The 21,073-nt window shown below is 34.7% G+C and carries 17 protein-coding genes; all 17 read right to left on the bottom strand.

The annotated features are described in order from the left end of the window. Positions 1–23: 23 nt before the first annotated feature. The 17 genes from AB1K81_RS03135 to AB1K81_RS03055 all read right to left on the bottom strand — a co-directional run bounded on the left by AB1K81_RS03135 (position 24) and on the right by AB1K81_RS03055 (position 20,986). Positions 24–1,091, bottom strand: coding sequence for an FUSC family protein (locus AB1K81_RS03135; RefSeq protein ID WP_412975194.1), 1,068 nt, complete (start codon positions 1,089–1,091; stop codon positions 24–26). Between the two features lie 196 nt (positions 1,092–1,287). After that, entirely contained in the window at positions 1,288–6,498 is a 5,211-nt protein-coding gene (locus AB1K81_RS03130; RefSeq protein WP_412975193.1) for a S8 family serine peptidase, read from the bottom strand. A gap of 490 nt (positions 6,499–6,988) precedes the next feature. Next, positions 6,989–7,885, bottom strand: a complete 897-nt coding sequence (gene cyoE, locus AB1K81_RS03125; RefSeq protein WP_412975192.1) for a heme o synthase — start codon at positions 7,883–7,885, stop codon at positions 6,989–6,991. Positions 7,886–8,155: 270 nt separating this feature from the next. Continuing rightward, positions 8,156–9,037: an aminoglycoside 6-adenylyltransferase gene (locus tag AB1K81_RS03120; protein ID WP_412975191.1), complete on the bottom strand. Its 882-nt coding sequence runs from the start codon at positions 9,035–9,037 to the stop codon at positions 8,156–8,158. Positions 9,038–9,333: 296 nt separating this feature from the next. Further along, positions 9,334–9,534, bottom strand: a complete 201-nt coding sequence (gene cspD / locus AB1K81_RS03115) for a cold-shock protein CspD (RefSeq protein ID WP_186870086.1) — start codon at positions 9,532–9,534, stop codon at positions 9,334–9,336. Positions 9,535–9,829: 295 nt separating this feature from the next. Continuing rightward, positions 9,830–10,561: an ABC transporter permease gene (locus AB1K81_RS03110; protein WP_412975190.1), complete on the bottom strand. Its 732-nt coding sequence runs from the start codon at positions 10,559–10,561 to the stop codon at positions 9,830–9,832. Then, positions 10,562–11,272 carry an ABC transporter permease gene (locus tag AB1K81_RS03105; protein WP_412975189.1) on the bottom strand — a complete coding sequence of 237 codons (711 nt, stop codon included), beginning with the start codon at positions 11,270–11,272 and terminating at the stop codon, positions 10,562–10,564. Beyond that, positions 11,269–12,180 (bottom strand): ABC transporter ATP-binding protein, encoded by a 912-nt coding sequence (locus tag AB1K81_RS03100; protein WP_412975188.1) that lies wholly within the window; start codon positions 12,178–12,180, stop codon positions 11,269–11,271. Before AB1K81_RS03100 ends, AB1K81_RS03105 begins: the two co-directional genes overlap by 4 nt. A 106-nt stretch (positions 12,181–12,286) precedes the next feature. After that, positions 12,287–13,633 carry a HAMP domain-containing sensor histidine kinase gene (locus AB1K81_RS03095; protein ID WP_412975187.1) on the bottom strand — a complete coding sequence of 449 codons (1,347 nt, stop codon included), beginning with the start codon at positions 13,631–13,633 and terminating at the stop codon, positions 12,287–12,289. Beyond that, entirely contained in the window at positions 13,630–14,298 is a 669-nt protein-coding gene (locus AB1K81_RS03090) for a response regulator transcription factor (RefSeq protein WP_412975186.1), read from the bottom strand. Before AB1K81_RS03090 ends, AB1K81_RS03095 begins: the two co-directional genes overlap by 4 nt. Before the next feature lie 125 nt (positions 14,299–14,423). Beyond that, the gene (locus tag AB1K81_RS03085; protein ID WP_412975185.1) at positions 14,424–14,879 is read right to left on the bottom strand and encodes a DinB family protein; all 456 of its coding nucleotides are present in this window, start codon (positions 14,877–14,879) and stop codon (positions 14,424–14,426) included. A gap of 90 nt (positions 14,880–14,969) precedes the next feature. Beyond that, entirely contained in the window at positions 14,970–16,085 is a 1,116-nt protein-coding gene (locus AB1K81_RS03080; RefSeq protein ID WP_412975184.1) for a PcsB-like coiled-coil domain-containing protein, read from the bottom strand. Positions 16,086–16,286: 201 nt separating this feature from the next. Then, positions 16,287–17,111, bottom strand: coding sequence for a DUF6612 family protein (locus tag AB1K81_RS03075; RefSeq protein ID WP_412975183.1), 825 nt, complete (start codon positions 17,109–17,111; stop codon positions 16,287–16,289). A gap of 148 nt (positions 17,112–17,259) precedes the next feature. After that, complete coding sequence (locus tag AB1K81_RS03070) at positions 17,260–17,526, bottom strand: efflux RND transporter periplasmic adaptor subunit (protein ID WP_412976105.1); 267 nt, start codon at positions 17,524–17,526, stop codon at positions 17,260–17,262. Positions 17,527–17,671: 145 nt separating this feature from the next. Continuing rightward, on the bottom strand, positions 17,672–18,391 hold the full coding sequence (locus AB1K81_RS03065) for a DsbA family oxidoreductase (protein WP_412975182.1): 720 nt from the start codon (positions 18,389–18,391) through the stop codon (positions 17,672–17,674). A 60-nt stretch (positions 18,392–18,451) separates the two neighbouring features. Continuing rightward, complete coding sequence (locus tag AB1K81_RS03060) at positions 18,452–19,021, bottom strand: GNAT family N-acetyltransferase (protein ID WP_412975181.1); 570 nt, start codon at positions 19,019–19,021, stop codon at positions 18,452–18,454. 15 nt (positions 19,022–19,036) lie between these two features. Beyond that, a complete protein-coding gene (locus AB1K81_RS03055; RefSeq protein WP_412975180.1) occupies positions 19,037–20,986 on the bottom strand; it encodes a GTP-binding protein in 1,950 nt (649 codons plus the stop codon). Between the last annotated feature and the right edge of the window lie 87 nt (positions 20,987–21,073).

Raw genomic sequence — 21,073 nt, 5'->3', positions numbered from 1 at the left:
AGAAGGGATACCACTATGCATACTTAGGTATCCCTTCTTTTTACCACCGTCTTTTCTTTACTTTCTTTTAATCGTACAAATCGTTCAAGTTTATTTAACTCGATAAATAGCTCTATAATGCTATTTGCAATCGGAAAAACTTTAGCCCACTTAGAAAATTCTGCTCCTTGTAATTCCTCAATCAAGTTATTGATGGTAACCTGCATTGCAGCTTTTGTCTCTTTTTGCAAGTCTTTATCCAAAACGATTTTGTCTTCATACAATAGTATTATATTTTCACTATATCCATTTATCTCTTGAACAAGCTTTTTAATCAAATATGATTTATTACTTGGCATCATTTCAATTTCAAGAAAGTTTTTTTCTAGCTCTCTAATTAAATTATGCTTTTTAATTAATACTTGAATCATATGTTTATAGATAATAATGCTTCGGAAAAAACTTAACCGTTTCCGAATAAATAGTCGGTTGCGTTCATCAGAGATGATTTCATAATAATTTTTCGCATTATTAATTAATTTTTCTGCTTCTTTATCTTCCGCTCTCATTTGCGGAACGCTCATTGTTTTATTCGAGATAACCCTTAACAAAAAATTCGTTTGTTCACTTGCTTTTTTGATTAATGTAAATAATATTTTTTTGTGATCTGGTGGCATAATCAAAGCATTAATAATAAAAGCAGCTAATACACCTATGGCCACTAATGAAAGACGCTCAATGATATAAATATAACTAATTCCACCTTCTCCACCTAGCATCATCGTAATAATTGTTAAAACTGTTAAACTAACTGTCTTATTAAGTCCAAGTTTTATATTAATAGCTATGGAAATGATCACTACTGCCCCAACGGAAAGTGGATGATTTCCTAATAAGAAATAACCTCCTAAAGCAAATATAATTCCTATACTATTAGAAATAATTACTTCTTTTATATATGCATATGATCTCATAATAGAAGGCTGCATTGCTAGTACAGCAGCAATTGCTGCGACAATTTCCAATTCTAAGTTTAATAGTTCAGTAACAAGCAAAGTTAATGCTACTGCTAGCCCCGTTTTAACCATACGCGGGCCAATGTTAAATTCCATGATTTGCACCTCAAGTACATATTAATAAGATAGACTTATTATAGTGATTACTCCTACAAATTTCAATTACTAATTTTAGATTTCATTGAAATCACCATTTAAAGATAATATAAAATTTCGCATAAATAAAATAAGGTGTAGTAGCTAAATGCCAACTACACCTTATTTTTTTAGGAGATAGAAAATTAATTATTTCCTATTCCTTTTTACTTCCGTTTTTATCCTTTCCTTTGTCTTTACCATTGTTGCCTTTATCCTTGTCATTACCTTTAGATCCTTGGTCATTAGCTCCATCATCAGTAATAAATAATCTTCCTTCTGCAAATTGACGAGTTTCATTACCGAAGCTATCTCTTACCTTAACCTCTATAACAGCTCCGTCAGCAATTACGTTGCTTGGAATAGTCCAATAAGCAACATAATGACCTGGAGTAGTTTCCATTAATGGTAGCTCGATAGGATCATAAGTTGTAACACCGTTTAAATTTGTTAGTGGCATATGGACCGCAAATGTAGCTCTTAGGCCAGATTCACTATCAAATTCAATTTGAACCGTTTCACCGGCTTGTAGATACTGATCTTCAGTTGGTGTTAAATTTGAAATTTCAGCAGCTGTAAAATCTGCATAAACTGTAAATGTTTGGGTTGTTGTATTTCCAGCTGTATCTGTAGCAATTACTTCAATAGTATTTTCACCTTCATCAAGCAGAATTCGTTTTAAGAATGCTCCTTCTTCAACTGGTGCATTTAGACCATTTACCGTTACAGAAGAAAGGTTTTCATCGTTTACCGTTCCTTGAACAGTTAGTGTCTCACGATTAGTTCTTTGACCATCTTCTACATTAACAACGGTTAATTCAGGTGCAATGGTATCAAGGGTTACTGTTACTATTTCAGAATCTGTAGCTTGTTCACCATTGACATAGCTTACTGCTTGAAGCTCATTTTGTCCTTCCTCTAATTCAATATCAAAGCTGAACGCTCCATCTTCACCAATATCTGTAGTTCCTACTTCCTCACCATTATTCAACAAGCTAACCGTTGTTGTAGGTGAAGCAAGACCTTCGACAGTTACCGTAGTTTCATTTGTAATCGTACCATTTACTGGTGAAGTAATGACTGGATCCTCTACACCATATGCAACGCGGGCACGTATCATATAGTTACCTTCATCAGCTGGTGATGCAGACCATGCTCCACCCACTAATTGATAACTTCTACTAGCATTTGGACCGTTTTCATCTGTAGCTAATCCTGGTGTATTTGGATTTGGTGAAGTCTGTATATAAACCATAAAGAAGTCACCGTCTACTTGAATATTATGTTCACTTAAATCGACCACAGTCCATTGATTTAAGTCACGAATTGCTTCAGCTTCAATTGGACCAACTAACTTCTCAGAAGGTAGTCCATCTGCACCTGCACTCCATACCTCTACTGCGAAATCTGTGCCTCCAGGGGATGGCCAATCAGTACCATGGAACTGGAATACTCCTTCGGTAACGATTGCTTGTTCTTCGCCTTCAGGAAGGGACATTTTAACTGCCCAACCATTTCCAGCATCATAGAATGCACGCGCATTTTCTGCTGTTCCGTCATCATAGCCAATTTCTCCACCAGGAACTGTGAAGAACGGTTCTAATGCGATATCTAACGTTTTATCTTGATCAAACGTTACTTCTAATTCTTGCCCCTTATAATCTTGAGCAAGAATTTTCAATGTGTATGTTCCTTCATAAGCTGTGATAGAAAAGTTTCCGTTTTCATCTGTTTGAACTGGCTCTACATTTGAATCTTCTACTAAAAGAAGTGTAGCACCTGCAATTGGATTACCAGACTGTTCACTAGTAACAGTACCAGAAACCGTTGCTTTTGGTAATTCTTCTAGGACAAAGTTTGCTGTAGCTGATTCATCTTCTGCTACGGTTACACTTTGTTCTTCTGCACGGAATCCATACGTTTCAGCTACTAATGTGTATGTTCCTGCAGGAAGAGTAATTCTATATGTTCCATCTTGTGGATTAGTTGATACGGAACGTCCATTTTCTAGTACGGAAACCGTAGCGCCAAGTGGTAAACCACTAGTTTGAATGTCACCAGGTTTCACAGATGATACTAGATCATCGTCCTTTGTAGGTTGAGTAATTATTTTCTTAGGAGTTGTTTGTTTTTCTAAAGCAGCTTCTTTTTCCTTTTCAGCTTTCTCATCTTGCTTTGTAAATTGCTTACTAGCAGGATTGTTCTCTAAATTTAACGATGTGTCAGATAATACCACATCATCAATATACCATCCTAGTTTAGTAACACTGCTATCTGAATACGTATAGAATCCGACATATATCGTTTGACCTGCATAGTCAGATAGATCAACTTCTGCATCTTCCCATTCCAATACAGATCCGTGGAACTCTGCTAAAGTTGTCCACTCTACCATATCAGTTGAAATTACAACCTGACCGTAATCCCAAGCTCTTCCAGTAGAAGAATATTCGAATTCATGCCAGTTCTTAAATTGCAGATAAGCACCTTCATCTGGCACTTGAACACCTGGCATAACTAAGGTTCCATCCATACGGGACGGATATTGACCAGCAAGGTTCGTAGCATAAACATTTTCACCAGAAACAGCTTCGTTCGGACCAGAAGTTGGTGCTCCAAGTTCCCAAACATTATTACTTCCAATTAAAGTCCAACCTTGAGGATTATTCTCAAAGTCTTCCGTGTAACCTACCGTTATTCCATCACTTAGTGAAACTACAAATTCTTCACTTTCTGTTGTATTTCCAGCATAGTCACGAACTACCCACTTATAAGTGAAAGTATCACCAAAAACTTGATCAGCAGGAACAATTGCTGAGAAAGTAGACTCTAGATTACTTCCTGATTCAAGTTCAGCTTCTATTGATTGCCATTCACCGTTTTCATCTAGATAATGTAACGTTGCTCCGCCAACTAGTAGATCATCAAGAACAGTCACACTTAGATTTAGTGCCATACCACTGTAAGCAAGACTAGGTGGTGTGTGTTCGTATGTTGGTGGTATTGAATCATCGCTGTATTGGGATTCATCTGACAATGCAACATCATCAATATACCAACCATCTCTCGTTACACTTCCATCAGAATACGTGTAGAAACCAACATATACTCGTTGCCCCTGATAATCACGCAAATCAACTTCAATGTTAGTCCAGTCTTCTGAAACTCCTACAAACTCTTCTATTGTTGTCCAATTTTCCAAGTCTGTAGAAATGACTAGATTACCATAATCATATGCAGTTCCAGATGAACTCATTTCAAAATTATGCCAGCTCTTAAATTGTAAAAATGAATCTCCTTCTGGCACATCAATCGGTGGCATGATTAAATGAGCATCCATACTATTTGCATATTGACCAGCAACATTTGTAGCGTATAGATTTTCACCAGAATAAGCTTCACCTGGTCCCGAGGTAGGTGTTCCCCAATCCCACACATTATTAGAGCCTAATTTTTGCCAACCAACAGGATTTACTTCAAAGTCTTCAAAGTATCCATTGGTAATTCCAGGTTTTACTTCAATATTATACTCATCACTAGTTACTTCATTGTTACCGAAATCATTCAAAATCCAGTTATATGAGAATGTTCCTACTTCGAGTAGATCTCCTGGAACTGTAACAGTGTATTCACCAGCCTTGTAATTTCCAGACACACGCTGAGCATCAAATACTTGATCTCCTGCTTGCAATTGGACGGAAGTGATACTTACATTATCACTAACATTTACAGAAAGTTCTAGATCAAGGCCAGCATATGTTTCAGGTGGAGCAGTATGCTCAAATGTAGGAGCTTCTGTATCTTCTCCATCCATCGTCACTTGTCCTTCTATTGAACCTAGACCATCAGCAATAGTAGATACAGCTGCAAATGCATCAACTATTCCGTGACCATAACCGTTATTAGGACTTTCCGGATATTCATTATCTGTTCTAGATACAGCAGTGTCCATTAGTAATTCTTCAATGAAATCTACAGATAAGCTAGAATCTGCTGATCTCAAAAGCGCAACTACTCCCGCAACAGCTGGAGTTGCCATGGATGTACCATTATAACTGCTGTAACCTCCACCTGGTACGGAGGAACGGACTGCTACACCAGGTGCGGAAACTTCCGGCTTAATTTCACCATATGGAGATGGTCCTCTTAGTGAAAAACTAGCTAACATATCATTACTATCCGTAGCTCCAACAGCAAAAGCTTCAGGATAGTTACCTGGGGTAGCTACAGATCCCGGACCACCAGGGTTAAATAGAGTAGTATTACCAGCAGCAAATGCTGGGAATATTTCAGCTGCACGCCAAGCGATTACGATATCCTGGTAAAATTCATCAATACCGGCTCCGCCGCCCCAAGAGTTGTTAACAACATCTGGAGCTTTAGAAGCATCTCCACCTGGCTCCATAATCCATTGACCAGCTTCAATTAAATCTGCGTCATAAGCACCATCAGCTGTAAATGCTTGTACAGCAATCCATTTTGCACCAGGTGCTACCCCTACTTGGTTTGATCCGCTTGGTTCACTTCCAACCATAGTACCCATTGTATGTGTTCCATGACCATCATCATCATACGGTACTGTTTGTCCATTCACCGGGTCAAAAAAGCTATAAGTATGATCCACTTCGCCAGTTGAAGCGTTATATCCACGATACTTTTCCATTAATGCTGGATGCTCCCAATCAACACCCGTATCGATGTTTGCTACTACAGCACCAGAACCATCAATGCCAAGTCCCCATACAGCTGGAGCATTTACACGATCAACATTCCATTCAATGTTTTGTGGGGTTGCCTTTGGTGTTTCCTCAGTAGCTAATTCTGCCCTAATTAACTGACGCTTTTCATTTGGAAGTATCTTTTCTACTTCAGGAAAGCTTGCAATTTTTTCAGCAACTTCTTTAGTTGCAGTTACCGCTACTGCGTTTACAATATAGAATTCTTGAATCTCTTTAGCATTCCCTTTTGAAACTTCATTTTCTAGATAATTGACTACATTTTGTTGAGAGGCAAGAGCTGTTGCTTTTAGTTCTGAAATAACTGCTGAGCGTTGTGCTAATTCTTGATTAAAAGCCGATAATTTAGCACTTTTAGCCTTTGAACGGGCTTCTTGAGCTATTTTCAATGTATCAGCTTTTTCTTTAAATTTAACTAAAAATGTCACTTTCTCGTCTTTTTCGAATGATTTTGAAAGACTACTGTTAATCTTAGCCTCTGCTGTTTCTTTCGTATCAACTAAAGAAGTATGTGGTGAAGCTTTTGTATTAGTACTTGCTTCAGCAAAAGCAAAGGCTGGGTTAAATAATGAGAAAATCAACAACAATGTGGCAATAATACTAAATCTTTTTGCCTGTTTTCTTCTTTTCAAAGAATATTCCTCCCCCAACTAATTTCGTAACAAAAAAACCAAACTTGCCTCCTTTCCTTGAAAAGTAAGAACATGTCTGGTTGTATATTTCTCTTAGCTGTTGTAATCACTATAATCGATTGAGTTTGTCATATTCTGTAGAATAATGTCGTGATTTTCTGAATATTTAAAAATGAATATTTATCACTAGGACATTTCGCAATTATTCTGTGAAAAAAGCCATATACTCTAAAAGATTAAACTAGTATTAAAACCTAGTAATTTAACATTTACACTTATATAGTTCCATTCCCCTATGCCTTACCTTTCCTATAATTGGAAATAAAAATACTGAAAAAGTCTCACCTAAAATGGATTAATATACATAAAATGTTATATTCATCCTTTTTCTACAATATATTCAACATAACTTATTGCAAAAGTCTTAGGATCTTTTCTGTTAAATAGGAATGTTTACCCAAAATAAAAAAAGCCCCATAAGGAGCTTCATTTATAAATTAAATATAATTCCCATCAAAGAATAAATAATTATCGTTGAAAACATAACTGTCATATACAATAGCGAATATATAAATAACATTCTTGCCCATTTCGTCGAATCTTCTTGTCTATAAGCAACAATACTAATAATAAACCAAATTCCACCAAGTAATAAACCTACTAGCATTAAACCAAGGCTTAAAGAACCTAATAAGAAGCTAGCTAGTATCATAATAATTAAGTAAATATTTGTCTGCAAATACGTTCTTTTAATACCTTTTACAACCGGTAACATGGGAACATTTGCTGCTTTATAATCATCATGTCTTCGTATTGCTATCGCATAAAAATGTGGCATTTGCCATAATACAGCAATCACAAATAACCCAAGTAAAGCAGGGTGTGTAATGTCGGGATAAATTGCAGCCCAACCAATTAATGGTGGCATTGCACCCGACAAGCTACCAACTTCCGTATTATAAACTGTTCTTCGTTTCGTCCACATCGTATATGGCACAACGTATAAAAACAGACCCATAAAACCTAAAAATGCCGATAATAGAGTTGTAAATGATAGAGCTAAAATTCCTATAACTGCCAAAATGACTGCTAGCCAAACAGTAGCTTTTATACTTATAGCACCAGTTACTGTAGGTCTTATTTTAGTTCTCTCCATTACTGCATCAATATCACGATCATAGACATTATTAAAAGCACCAGCTGCACCTATGATTAAAGCAGTACCGATAATTGCAAGAATTATTTCAAGTATTTTATCTGTTAATTTATAATCATACGTATACAATGCCAATGTTAAACCTGCAATCATTGGCACTAAATTGGATTTAATAATTCCAGTTTTTAATGTCTTATCCAAAGTAAGTTTTAATTCCTTAAAGTTACCCATACCTCTTCTTTTATTTCCCTTCTATCAATCCCATCAACTGGCAGGACAATTTTCCCTTTAACACTTCTACTATTGTAACATTTCTTCCAATAATTTTCCTAAATAATTTAGCACATTTTATTGAACTTATCGGAGAATATAATACATAAGCACTTATTATGGAACAATGAGATTTACTATAAAAGGAAATCTATTAAAATAACTAGTACATAAAAAAGGTAAGAACCTCAGGAGTTATATAACTAGCTCCTTAATTCTACCTGATAAAGTTTAAAAAATACCCTTAGCATCCCTCGGTAATTCGCTTACTTTAACTAAATACTTCGTCATATTTTCATCATCTCTAGCTAAATATACAAAAGACAACTCGCCTGCTACTTCTTTCGCTAATATACGGAATAGATTACATGTAATAAAAACAGCTCTCCAAGTTTTTTCATAATCACCGTCCGCATAAGTATTTTGATACATTCTCCAATATTCATAAGGAAGGTATTTTTCAAAATACTTCCCCATTTTACCAGGAGAAATCCGAAAGTCATGCTTCATACCAATCCACCAAGAAACAACTTGATCAAGTCTTGGTCTAATAACAAGTTCAAACATCTGCTTGGCATATGGAAGTTCTTTTCTCCATAATCCTTTAGCTACGTTTTGCATACACCACCAAAAATCATTACAGCAACTAAAATACTCGGCCTCAGAAGGTTTCTCCGTCCAGTAATCCGAATCTGAAGAAGGTAATATCTCTGGTAAACAACTGTCCTTATCAAGTAACGGAATGGTAAGGCTGTCCTTTTTATAGGTAGTTAACATGAATTCTTTTGTTTGAATATGTAAATCAATACGATTACCATCAGTAAACAACATTAAATAACCATAATTTAGGCTTAAATCAACATCACTACCTAGTTCTTTATCATTCTTCTCTGGTTCTTGGAGCATTAACAATTCTCCAAACTTACTAATCCAATTCTTATCTTGAATGAAAGAATCTACGTCTGTTACTACATATACGATGTCAAAGTCTTGGAAAATATCTTTCGGTGCTTTTGAGTTTGTCCTTGAACCATTCATATATACTGCACGTATTCGTTCATCTTCTTTCGCTATCCCTAAAATCAATTCATACATCTCTTCTACTGTCCTCATCAAATCCTCCATTCTAGAAATCCATGTTTGAAATAGATTTATTATTTGCATTATAGTCCAATTGCATATTAAATAGCGACTTATATCCTATATGCAAGCAAATATGTTAGATTTTGTTGAACATTTTTTTCATATACAGACGTATTAAATGAAGATTCTTGATGTTAAGAATTATATAGGTACGGTGTTAGGATTGGTCTCGAAATAACCGAAGTACTTATAAACGAGGAATTTGATGAAAGATAAAGGAATTAAAAAAAGTTCTTCTCAAATGAGAAGAACTTTTTTAAAGCTAATTATAATTTTGTTACGTTAGCTGCTTGTGGTCCACGGTTACCTTCAGTGATTTCGAAAGAAACTTGTTGACCTTCTTCTAAAGTTTTGAAACCGTCGCCTTGAATAGCTGAGAAGTGTACGAATACGTCGTCTCCACCTTCAACTTCGATAAATCCAAAACCTTTTTCTGCGTTAAACCATTTTACTGAACCTGTGTTCATTAAGAAAACCTCCATGTGCTATATGCACGTATATTACTAATTTCAGTTCAAGATGCTAATTCAAGACGAAGATAATGACTAGAAAGTTATTACATATATCTTGTATACCTAACACGAACATCAATAAGTTAATATTAGTATACCACGTTTTAATAAAAAACTATACCCTTTTTAAAAGAAATTATTTTATTTCAACCTTCTCTTTCACGATTTGTAAAAACCTCTTAGGTTCATCTACTCGAATAGCTACCCTTTTGTATAACCTTCATTGTTTTTTTTCAAAAATTTTTAGACACTACACTGCTTTCCTTTGAAAATAAACATACCCACAAATAAAAAATACTAAAAAGCTTCCTCCTACTACCAATAGTAATTGATCCCATGGTATAAAAAAGATATCGTTTGTATCCCCACCTATATACATCATCGAAAATGGTTGTGCCCACGGATAGTACGGACCAAATGTCTCCGAATTTATAGCTAGAATAGTAGGTAGAGTAAAAATTACATTTACGGAGAAGGAAGCAGCAAAACTTTTAAATATCATAGAAACCCATAGTTGAAGCGCAATCAGTGGGAAGGTTGCCACCCAACCACCAATAATGCTTTTCCAAATTATCTCAGTTGGGAACTGGTCAGTAAATCCTTTTATAAATCCCACCCCAAGAATTGCACCAAGATATAGTACTTGAATCACCAATACTAAGAATATTAATAATAAATATTTTGATAGAAACACGTTTCCTCTAGTTACTGGTAATGCTAATAGTTGCTTCCAACCTCCCGCTTGATGTTCATATCTACAAATAGTACCAGCCAAAACCCCAGTTATTAGAGGCAGAAATAATAAGGCATATGTTAAATTAATCATCATCATGGTTCCATGCCATTGATTCAATTCTTTAGGCAACATATCCACATTCTGGATTAGACCAATTAAAAGTCCAACAATCGGTCCAGCTAATAAAATTCCTATGATTTTTGATTTCCGTAACTTATACCATTCTGATTGTAAAAGTGAGATCATTTAATTTACATCCCTTCTTGTAAAGTCCAGCATCCCAATTAGGTATAAAACGAAACCAACACCTAATCCTAAGCAAACATTTACTAGTGGTTCTTCCCAACTATTATCTAATGATGGCCATTTCCATATCATCCAATCAGGTAAAAAATAAGCCATATAACTCAAAATAACTCCTATGACACCAAGTGTTATAGGTAATCCTTGATTTTGGCACACAATAGAAACCCATAGTTGCAAACCTAATACTGGTAAGGCTGCAAATAGCGGAAAAAAGCTATATTTAACGATGTCAAAAAATGGAATACTTCCATCAAAGTTTAGATAGATACCGAATCCTAAAGAAAAAATTACTAGTAGACTACTTGCTATTACTAATAAAAATAAAAGGATGGTATACTTTGCTAAATAAACACTCCACTTTGTTACAGGCAAACTAATAAGCTGCTTCCATGCTTTTGTTTCATTTTCGATGCTTGCCATAAAAGATGACAAAATAACAATACCAAGTATTAACGCAAATGGTGTAAAAGCACTCACATTTAGAATATAATACTTCCATTCATAAGTACCTTGTGAAATAAACCACTCTTTCCGTAGTCCATAGTTAACCATTTGTAAGGATACAACTCCAAGCGGCCCTAAGATGGTTAGAAACCACAATCCTTTTCGCCTAATTTTCATGAACTCCGAACTTAACATTTTTATCATCATATAACCTTCTCCTCCGTTGTCATTTGAAGGAAAGTATCCTCTAGTGATTGTTTTTCTTCTTCAACACGATAGATTAAAAAGTCATTATCTACCAACATTTTTACAATTTTGGCAATATCCTTGTCTTTTTGGTCAAATAGTAAAAGTCTACTATTCTGTACATCTGCCTTAATACCTTTAGATAAGAGGAAACGCCATGCCTTTTCACTATCATCTAGTTTTAAGGAAATTTTTTGTTGGGCTAGCTTTCTTATTGCCTCAATGGAATCCTGAAAAATTAATTGTCCCTTCGAAATAACTCCTACACTTGTTGCAATTTGGTCAATCTCTGAAAGTAAATGGCTAGAGATTAATATTGTCATGCCAAATTCTGTTGGAAGACGCTTAATTAAGTTCCGAATTTCTATTATTCCAGAGGGATCTAGACCATTTGTTGGTTCATCTAATATTAGTAACTCTGGGTTATGTAATAGAGATGCTGCTATTCCTAACCGTTGCTTCATCCCTAAGGAAAAACCTTTTACCTTCTTATCCGCTACGTCTTTTAACCGAACTATATCAAGGACCTCATCTATTCTGTTTTTAGACACTCCATATATCTTTCGTAGAGTTTCTAAATTTTCCTTTGCGGTTAAATGTGGATAATAGGAAGGATTCTCAACTAATGAACCAACCTTTTTTAATATGTCTATTCGATCCTTCTTTAAATCCTTTCCAAAGATAGAAATTGACCCATTAGTCGGTCGCATTAAACCTAATAGCATTCGGATAGTAGTAGTCTTCCCAGCACCATTTGGCCCTAAAAACCCATAAATTTCACCCTTTGGTATTTGTAAAGCAATGTCTGCTACAGCGTATTCATTTCCAAATCTCTTCGTCAATTTTTTTGTTTCTACGATAAATTCCATTATTATCACCTCACTAACTAGCTTAAGTTACCAAGGTTAAAAGTAGATTCGTAGTATGTTTAAATTTTGTTTAAAAAAGGTGTAAATGATTTTAGTCATTTACACCTTAGCGGTAGTGAATTATCCTTATCGTTGTCCCATGATTAGTTGAATCAATTTTCCAATCTAATGACATACCTTTAACCATCATATCAACTATAGTTAAACCTATCCCAGCACCCTTTTCCGATGCTTCATCTTCGAAACCCTTACCATGATCATTAATGGAAATAGCATCGTAAGTATTAGTTGATTCAGTTTTAATCCCAATATAATTACCAGATTTAGCATGACGTATAATGTTCTGGAATAAATTATCTAAAATCCTTCCCATCCAAATAGTATCTATATTCCATGTTCCTATCGGGTTAATTTCAACGTCAATATGAAATCCTTCTTTTTCAAATACCGGATACCACGAAGCAAAAAATTCCCTAACAAAACGAGAGATTTCTACCTCTTTTGGTTCATATTTATATTTGCTAGCCATTAACAATGTATAGGACATTAGATTTTCAATCAATCGGTCAATATTATCAATCGACGATTCCATAGAATTAACAGCATGTATCCCTTCTTCAGACAACGCTTCCTGTTTAATTGTGTAAGATTGAGCACGTAATTTTGTTAGTGGTGTTCTAAGGTCGTGGGAGAGGTTCGCAATTAATTCTCGTCTAATTTGTTCTTCCTTTTGCTCACGTTTTTTGCTCTCTTTGAGCTCCTGGACCATTTGATTAAAAGAATTTTCTAACTGTCCGATTTCATCTGTCTTCTTAATGTCCACTATAACAGGCAAACCATTCTCATCACGGTTCCCCATTGCTAGCTGTAATTTTGTAAGCCGTTTCTGTATACTTCTGAAAAATAAAAAAGAAATCAGTATAAATAGGATAACAATTATAAATACACCAACTAATAATAAATACCCATACTTTTCTGTCGCCTTTAAAAGTGGTGGATCGAATACTGTTCTTGGGATTTCTATTACTATAAAACCATCTTCTTGGTTATTACCAACAAAAGCGATAACAGTATACGGATTCCCATCGTATCTATCTTTGATAAACGACGCAGTATCTACTGCATTCCAATTTGTAGGTAACGAATCACTAGCATCTACCTCAACGACTAGTTCTCCTCGTCCATTTACCCAAAACAAACCTGCATCCGGATATTCTTTCTTCCACTTCTCAAATAGATCTGTAATTGTTTCATAAGACACGTTATCCAATTTTTTCGCATCTTCATGCCACTTTTCTTCGACAATATTAGTGCTATTTTGTTCTTGGTTTCCCATATCGAATCCAAGTAAAGCTATAGTTCCAACAACTAAGTAGGCTAATTGAACAACTAAAATGGCCATAATAATAATTAGCATGTATTTAGCCAATAGGGAATTCAACCATTTATTCATGCTTTTACCCTATATCCAATTCCGCGGATAGTCTCTATTATTTTTGGTGTTGCTGGATTCTTTTCAATTTTTTCCCGTAAGTAGCGAATATGTACCATTAATGTCTTATCCCCTTCTAAATATCGCTCTCCCCAAACTCCTTCATATAATTGTTCTTTTGTTAAAATTTGATTTAGATGTCTAATGAAAAATTGAAATAGATGATATTGCTTTCCAGTTAGTTGAATTTCTTCATTCGTTTCTTGATTAAATATTAGACCTTCTTTCGTATGGATACTTAAGTGCTGAAGCTCCATAACCTCATCATTCTTTTGAAACCTTCTTAACAATACTTCAACACGAGCAGAAAGCTCTTCTAAATAAAATGGCTTAGTTAAATAATCATCAGCAAAATCTAATCCTTCAACTTTATCCTCTACCGATGTTCTTGCTGATAACATCATAATAGGCAAGTCCTTTTTCTCTTTCTTAATTCTCCTACCAATAGAAAAGCCATCTAATCCGGGAAGCATTACATCAAGTATTACGATATCAGCTGTTTCAATATGACTTTCTACTTCATTTCCTGAAGTTAACCATGTAATGTTGTGACCTTTTAACGTTAAGTCTTTCGTCACCCATTCCGCTATTTCTTTTTCATCTTCTATATATAATATTTGCGCCAACACTCCCACTCCTCTGTAGAAAAACACCATAATATATTGTAGTCTATACATATTTTAATAGATTTGAACATTTTTAAAAAGACTAACAAAAAACTCGCTTTAGTTAAGCGAGTTTTTTGATTCAGCTATTCTGATTCAACAACTTGTTTCATTATTTTTATTTTACCAAGTAATTCTGCTTCACGATGTGTAAGCATAATAAGGAGATCTCCATGTGTTTCAACATGTCCATACGGTACTTTGAATTTAACATTCGACTTCCAGAAAAGGTCGTCAAAATTATTAATTCTTATTTGCTGCTCCTCCAAATGATTCTTCAATTCCTCTAAGGTCGGTGGTTCCATTGTCCAATCCGAAACAGATTTGTCCGAGCTAAAAAGCTCACTGTATTCGCTAGGTAGCTTATGAGATGCTTTGCTAACAAATAGTAATTTTTCGTCCATTAATAAAGTATTACCGATATGCCAACGAATTGTATTTGTAAAATACTTAGATTTCTGATCTAATATTTCTTCATCTAACTCACTTATAAATGTAAGTAATGATGTTCTTGTAAGGTTAAAATGCTTTAAATATGACATAATACGTTCCTCCTATCAAAACTATTATAAATATAATGGCATTGAATATACAAATAAAAGGGATGTACCTTTTAGCACATCCCTTTTATTTTATTTAATTGTAACATTGACTCTTCGGATGCCCCACTGTAAAGCTTTGGCGCGTGTTGGTACAAAAACATCGATCTTATTCCCTTTAATTGCGCTACCAGTATCACCAGCAATAGCATAGCCATAACCTTCTACATAGACTACGGACCCTAAAGGAATAACAGTAGGATCCACTGCTATAACCTTAGTGTCGGGGTTTGATTTGAGGTCGATTCCGGTTGAAGTAACTCCTGAACATCCTTTACAATTAGCAGTATAAGCTGTTGCTATTACTTTAATAGTTTTGCCTTCAACACTCTTTACCGTTCCTTGACTATCAGTAGAATGACTATTTTTATGTTCGAGCTTCACCTGTTTAGCTGCCTCAGCTTGCGCAATTTGTTTTCGTACTTTGGACTCCATGGCTGATAAGCTGTTATCTTCTGATTTTAGTTTTTCAATTTTCTTTAGTAATTTTGTTTGTTTTGATTGAAGTGATGCTTTTCTTTGTTCATTTTCTTTCATTTGGTCTTGAACTTTTGCTAATGTTTCTTCTTGTTCTAGTTTCATATCATTTAAACTATCTAATTTCTCAAGTGCAAGTATCTTTTTCTCTTCAACAGCTTTAATATCGTCTTCTAATTGGGTAATTAATTCAGAATCAGATTTTGTAATTGTATTAACCATTGTTACTCTGCTAATAAAGTCACTAAAGTTTTGAGCACCAAATAATACTTCTAAATAATTTATATGCCCACCATTTTTTTGATAAGATGCGATTCTTTTATCTAATATTTCGTATCTCTTTTCGATATCTGTTTCTAATTGATTGATTTCTTGATGAAGCTTTTCAATATCTTTTATAGATTGATTAATTTTATCTTCTGTTTCTCTAATTAGAGCTTGATTGTTTAATATTTCTTTCTCTACTTGGCTTATTTCATCGTTTAACACATCTATCTCAGACATCACGGCAGAAACCTCTTTTTCTGCACCTGACAGATTTTGCTTGATTTGTTCACGTTGCTTTTGTATATGATTCAAATCTTTTTTGTTTTCGTCAGCTAAAACGTGGAGGTTAAAAAAACTACCAAAAATAATTGTAATAGCTAAGGTAATTACAGTTAATTTTCTCAACTTTTTCCCCTGCTTTCCTTTTAATCTAGTAAAAGAATACATTAACCACTCAAAAGTATACCATTACTAGATTTCAACCTCTTTAGCAGGATATTACAAATATGTTTCATAGATTAGTACCAAGCAAATTTAAACTACCCCAAAATATTTTAAGATCAAAAAAAAGATTGATCTGAATTAGATCAATCTTCTGTTGTCTTTTTACAGCCCACCATTAACTGCAGAATCCTTTACTTCCTGAGGTACTTCTATTGAATCAATGGTATTAATATTTTTATATTCTGATTCAACATGCTGTACTATGTCCACCGTCTCCCCTTCAACTGTCATGGACATTTCCATATCCATATTATATTCCTTTAAGTCATATGTTTTGTTATCGATAACCAGTTCAATATAGAGTGTTTTAATTTCCATATCCTCTAATAGTTGTGAAATATCTCCTAGCTCTGCTGTTAATTCTTGTGGAAGGTAATCTTCTAACATTTCTTGACTAAGCTCTTTAAATCCCTCACCATCAGCAGTTAACTTAAACACATATTCTTCATCTACTGCTTCAAACTCAAAATCTTCTACATATTTTTCCATCATTTTCAGTTGTTCTGAAACATCAGGTTGATTTGCAGTTAACGTTTCTATTGGAATAACAGAACTATCTGCTTTAATCCATTGACCTGTTAGTGATTCAAACATATACATTTCATCTTCCACGAGATATATTTCTGTTTCCATATCTAAAGGAACTTCACTTTCCATTCCTTGCATATTCATCCCCATAGACATAGTTCCTTTTTGATGCATTGCTAAGGGGTCGTTTATTACAGAGCCTTCCATATCACTTGCAATAGTAATGCTTCCTTCTTCTCCCATGGACAGCTCTTGATCTAACTTCATACTAACCTCAGCACTTTCCATTGCTTCTGATGCTTCCAATGCTTTAGTAAAGACATCTTCAGCATTTTCTGAACAAGCTACTAGTCCGAAAGAAACGGTGACTAGAAATGTAGCTAATATCCATTTTTTCAAAATTGTTCATCCCCCTAATAAATATTTGTTACAACTGTTTTACGACCAATACTTATTAAAGGTTTCAATAAATTTAATAAGATAACCTCATTTGATTCTAAAGTCCTATTAAAAAGGAAACTTCTATAAAAGAAGTCCCCTATAAATATCATGGTATATCATTAATATTTTGCTGTGCTTCTTGCACCTGTTGTCTAATATCATGTAATTCTTCAAACGCTTGTTGGAATTGGGCATTTTCTGTAGCTTCTCTTCCAGCTTGATTCTGTAGATTTTTAAGTTCATTTTCGGCTTGTTCTACCATTCGTTGTGCTTGCTCTAATATTTGTAAATCTTGTCCTTGTGCTTGTAACACTGCTGCTTGAGCATCTTTTAGCATTTTACTAGCTTGTTGTAATTTTTCATGCATATTCACTTGTGCCAATTTTAATACCCTCCATTAAACTTTTAAAAAATAAAATTACTATATTTATTGTGCCAAACAAATATACAAATATGTGTTAAGACGGATACATAAAAAAATGACCTCTACTAATTTGGTAGGGTCATTTACAAGTTTTTTATTTTTCAGGAATACTACATCCATCATCAGTACAAAGAGTGTCGTTTTCTTCAACTAAATTTTTGAGCTTAGGCTTTGGAGCTTCTTCTTCCCATACTTGATTTAATGCGCTTAAAAATAGTTCAGTTGGTTGTGCACCAGAAATCGAGTATTTTTGATTAATCACAAAGTAAGGTACTCCAGTTGCACCATACTGCTGTGCTAACATTTCCTCATTACGGACTTCGTTAGCATACTTTTCGGAATCCTTTAAAATAGTTAATGCATGTTCTTTTTCCAATCCAACTGTAGTGGCAATTTCTACTAATGTTTCATGATCACTAATTAATTTTCCTTCAACAAAATAGGAGTGGAGTATATGTTCTGTGAGCTCTTTACCTTTTCCAACTGTTTCTGCATATTTTGTTAATCGATGTGCATCAAATGTATTAGTCGGTTTCATATTGTCAAAATTATAATCTAATCCTACTGTCTTTGCTTGTTCACCAACATTTAGGTTTGCCTTTTTTGCTTCGTCCACACTCATACCATATTTTTTAGCTAATGCTTCATGAATGGACGTTCCGGAATAAATCTGTGCATTTGGATCAAGTTCAAAACTCTTGTATTCCAACTCTACTTGTTCTTGATGCGGGAATTGTTCCAATGCACTTTCTAATCTACGTTTTCCTATATAACAAAATGGACAAACAAAGTCAGACCATACTTCAATTTTCATAATCAATTCTCCTTAAAACTTAAATTATTTGATCCTAATAAGTAATCTCAAACGACAGTCTTATTCTTCACTAACTTGATAAAAATCACTTTTTAGTAAGGAATACATCAGTAAATCATCAAATTTACCATTTCCATATTCATATTGACGTAACAAACCTTCCCGGTGGAATCCATGTTTTTCTACTAAATGTATGGAAGCTAGGTTAGGAGGTTCAATTAATGCTTGCACCCGCTGTATATCCAGCGATTCAAAGCCATACGCCAACACAGCTCGTAATGCCTCACTCGCAATTCCCATTCCCCAGTATTTTTTATCTAATTCATATCCTATGTCCACTCGATGATGGTCAGATAACCAATTCAGGAATCCACAGCTACCTATCACCTTATTGTCACCTTTTAACGTTATACCCCATCTAATTCCTGTCTGACGTTGGAAAATCTTATCGTACCATTCGATTTCTCTCTTAGCTTGTTCAATAGAATTAAAAGGTGGTAAACCATAATATTCCATAACATCAGAATCAGATAAATACCTTAAAATACATTCTGCATCTTCTATTTCTATTTTCCTTAATCGTAACCGGTTTGTCTCTATTTCTGGAAATGTTACTTCCACTCTCTCCATCCAAATCTCCCCTTTTTATAATAAATGCATCAACTTCTCTGCTTCTTCCCACTTCACACTGTAACCTGCCCCCTTAGCACAAAACACTGAAGATGACGTGTAATCTGGGTCAGCATCTTTATCATAAGATATCCTATCAATTATATCATTTTCATTGTGGCACTCGTCATAGCCATAAAATGTAAGCGTGATACTTCCCTTTCCCTTCGTAAACGACGCAAGTTTCTGGGAATAATCCATAAATGTTGCGACAGGCACTGTACCTGTAATGGTTACTTTTTCCCCTTCTGTCACTGGTGCATCAAACCGACCATGAGCCGTTTGAATATCAGATAATACACGTCCAATCTGTTCTATGTCTACTTTGATTTTAAAGGAATAGTATGGTTCTAACAATATATTGTTAGCCTTTTCTAACCCCTGCCTTAAAGCTCTAAATGTCGCCTCACGAAAATCTCCTCCATGAGTATGTTTAGGATGTGCTCTTCCAGTTAGAAGCGTTATCTTTACATCAGTAATTGCTGATCCTGTGAGTAATCCATGATGTTCTCTTTCGAAGATATGTTGCTTAATTAAATTCTGCAATCCAATAGAAAGATGGTCTGTATGACATTTACTTTCATATTGAATACCACTATTCCTGTCTCCTGGTTCAATTTTTAAATGCACTTCGGCATAATGTCTAAGTGGTTCAAAATGACCATAACCAATTACATCAGTTGATACTGTCTCTTTATATAGGATTTCAGGTTTTTCGAATGCTACTTTTAGTCCGAAACGATCAATAATAACTTGCTCAAGTACTTCAAGTTGAATAGTTCCCATTACATGAATGTGAATTTGTTGAAGTTTTTCTTCCCATAACACCTTTAAGGAAGGATCTTCAGCATCTAATACTTTAAAAAAAGCTAATGCTTCTTTCACATTAACATAAGGCTCAAACACAACTTTCGAACGAAGTGTTGGCACCATTTCATAATTGTATTTATCCGTTATTGCACCAATTCCATTTCCAATACTAGCTTTAGTTAGTCCAATAACGCCAAACAACTCCCCAGCTTCTACTTCAGAAACAACTTTATACACACTACCATTTTGCCTTCGTATTTGGGTTACCTTCTCTGTTATGTCAACTGCTTGATTATGATATGTTACCTCATCTCGAACCTTTAATTTTCCACTTAACGCTTTTACATATGTTATCCTTGTTCCAGAATCATCGTAACGTATTTTATAGACTCTTCCCGCAAAAGGCTCTTCAATGCTATATTCTGATGTAGTTAAAAGATCAAATGTATGGAAGAACTCTTTAACTCCGGTATCATGTAACGCAGAACCGCATGACACTGGAAAAAGTCGGGAATCTTTAATCATTAACTTCATATTATTTAACCATTTTTCAGCATCATAACCATTTTCCAAATAATACTCCAATAACGCTTCATCACGTTCTGCAATAAATTCTATTACCCCTTCACTTAATATCCGTTCGTCGTAACCAGAAATGTCTATTATATTTTCCGAAAAAGCTTTCCGGATATCATCCATTACTTGTTTTACATCTGCTCCAGTTCTATCTATCTTATTTATAAAGAAAAAAACTGGAACTTGATGCTTTTGCAGTAACTTCCAAACCGTTTCGGTATGTCCTTCTATACCTTCTACAGCACTGATTATAATAATGGCATAATCCATCACTTGAATCGCCCGTTCCATTTCCGGTGAAAAGTCGACATGTCCTGGAGTATCAATTAAATAATAGGCAGAATCCTTATAAGTAAAATATCCTTGATCTGCAAATACAGTAATACCACGTTGCTTCTCAATCTCATGACTATCAAGAAAAGCACTCTGATGATCAACTCTTCCTCTTTCCTTTATTGACTTTGTATGAAAAAGAACTTGTTCAGAAAAAGTAGTTTTACCAGCATCAACATGAGCAAGGATTCCGATAGTTTTATTCATTTCAGTGCCCCTTTTTGATTTAAACATTAATATTATACCAAACTAACCAAATACCGACCTATCCTTTATGTAAAAAGAACCTGGAAG

The organism is Ornithinibacillus jepli (assembly GCF_047228935.1).
GTDB lineage: Bacteria > Bacillota > Bacilli > Bacillales > Amphibacillaceae > Ornithinibacillus.
This window is presented reverse-complemented; position numbering and strand designations above follow the sequence as displayed.

What these genes read in the sequence shown, in the direction of transcription:
- AB1K81_RS03060 (WP_412975181.1), bottom strand. Translation starts at nt 19,021, where the DNA reads ATGGAGAGAGTGGAAGTAACATTTCCAGAAATAGAGACAAACCGGTTA.
- AB1K81_RS03120 (WP_412975191.1), bottom strand. Translation starts at nt 9,037, where the DNA reads ATGAGGACAGTAGAAGAGATGTATGAATTGATTTTAGGGATAGCGAAA.
- AB1K81_RS03110 (WP_412975190.1), bottom strand. Translation starts at nt 10,561, where the DNA reads ATGATCTCACTTTTACAATCAGAATGGTATAAGTTACGGAAATCAAAA.
- AB1K81_RS03085 (WP_412975185.1), bottom strand. Translation starts at nt 14,879, where the DNA reads ATGTCATATTTAAAGCATTTTAACCTTACAAGAACATCATTACTTACA.
- AB1K81_RS03065 (WP_412975182.1), bottom strand. Translation starts at nt 18,391, where the DNA reads ATGAAAATTGAAGTATGGTCTGACTTTGTTTGTCCATTTTGTTATATA.
- cspD (WP_186870086.1), bottom strand. Translation starts at nt 9,534, where the DNA reads ATGAACACAGGTTCAGTAAAATGGTTTAACGCAGAAAAAGGTTTTGGA.
- AB1K81_RS03100 (WP_412975188.1), bottom strand. Translation starts at nt 12,180, where the DNA reads ATGGAATTTATCGTAGAAACAAAAAAATTGACGAAGAGATTTGGAAAT.
- AB1K81_RS03055 (WP_412975180.1), bottom strand. Translation starts at nt 20,986, where the DNA reads ATGAATAAAACTATCGGAATCCTTGCTCATGTTGATGCTGGTAAAACT.
- AB1K81_RS03105 (WP_412975189.1), bottom strand. Translation starts at nt 11,272, where the DNA reads ATGATGATAAAAATGTTAAGTTCGGAGTTCATGAAAATTAGGCGAAAA.
- AB1K81_RS03095 (WP_412975187.1), bottom strand. Translation starts at nt 13,633, where the DNA reads ATGAATAAATGGTTGAATTCCCTATTGGCTAAATACATGCTAATTATT.
- AB1K81_RS03135 (WP_412975194.1), bottom strand. Translation starts at nt 1,091, where the DNA reads ATGGAATTTAACATTGGCCCGCGTATGGTTAAAACGGGGCTAGCAGTA.
- cyoE (WP_412975192.1), bottom strand. Translation starts at nt 7,885, where the DNA reads ATGGGTAACTTTAAGGAATTAAAACTTACTTTGGATAAGACATTAAAA.